This is a genomic window from Streptomyces sp. SID5785, from assembly GCF_009870065.1.
GTDB lineage: Bacteria > Actinomycetota > Actinomycetes > Streptomycetales > Streptomycetaceae > Streptomyces.
Genome location: NZ_WWIA01000510.1, coordinates 1 through 1,037 on the forward strand (window position 1 = coordinate 1; position 1,037 = coordinate 1,037).

Consider the following 1,037-nt stretch of genomic DNA (forward strand, 5'->3'; position numbering starts at 1 on the left):
CACCTGATCCTGGTCTTCTACCACAAGCACACCCAGTTCGCGGGGCCCGGAAAGACCGAGAAGAACGTGGTGGGCCAGCCGTTCTTCCCGGTGTACGTCGCGAAGGCCGGCGGGTTCTTCTTCCTCGTGTTCGGGGTGGTGACCGTGATCGCGGCCATCGCGACGGTCAACCCGGTGTGGGTCTACGGCCCGTACCGGCCCGACCAGGTCTCGACGGGCGCGCAGCCGGACTGGTACCTGGGCTTCGCCGAGGGGCTGGTGCGGGTGATGCCCGGCTGGGAGATCGCGGCCGGGGGCCACACCCTGAACCTCGGCATCCTGATCCCGCTCGTCGCGTTCCCGCTGTGGCTGATCCTGATCGGCGTGTATCCGTTCGTCGAGGCGTGGATCACCGGCGACAGGCGGGAGCGCCACCTCCTGGACCGGCCGCGGAACCGGCCGGTCCGCACCGGGCTCGGCGTCGCCTGGCTGACCGGGTTCCTGGTGGCGCTCGCGGCCGGCGGCAACGACCTGTGGGCCACGCACTTCCACCTCTCGGTGAACGCGATCACGTGGTTCGCCCGGATCGCGCTGATCGCGGGGCCGGTGCTCGCGTTCGTCGTCACCAAGCGGATCTGCCTGGGGCTCCAGCGCCGCGACCGCGACAAGGTCGAGCACGGCAGGGAGACCGGCCGGATCAGGCGGCTGCCGCACGGCGAGTACGTCGAGATCCACGAACCGCTCCCCCAGGGCGAGCGCTTCCGCCTGACCGCGCACGAACAGCCCAAGGCACTCGCACCGCCCGCGACGCAGGACGGGCACGGGGTGCGGCGCCGGGTGGGCCGGACGGTGCGGCTGCGGGTCGCGCTGTCGCGCTGGATGTTCGGGGAGGGCACCCAGGTGCCGAAGGCGGGCACCGAGACGCCCGCGCACGCACCGGACGACCTGCCGACGCGGCGCTGAACGCCGGGGCGCCCGGCCCCGCCTCGCCCGGCGGCCGTCGGGCGAGGCGGCGGCGGTCAGAAGCCCCCGCCGAAGTCGCCTCCCCCGCCGAAGTC

1 protein-coding gene is annotated in these 1,037 nt (G+C 73.1%); it reads left to right on the forward strand.

The genetic code is table 11. The features are described 5' to 3' along the window. Positions 1-942 (forward strand): cytochrome b N-terminal domain-containing protein (locus GTW43_RS16645; RefSeq protein ID WP_202501527.1); only part of this gene is annotated, 942 nt, incomplete at its 5' end. Between the last annotated feature and the right edge of the window lie 95 nt (positions 943-1,037).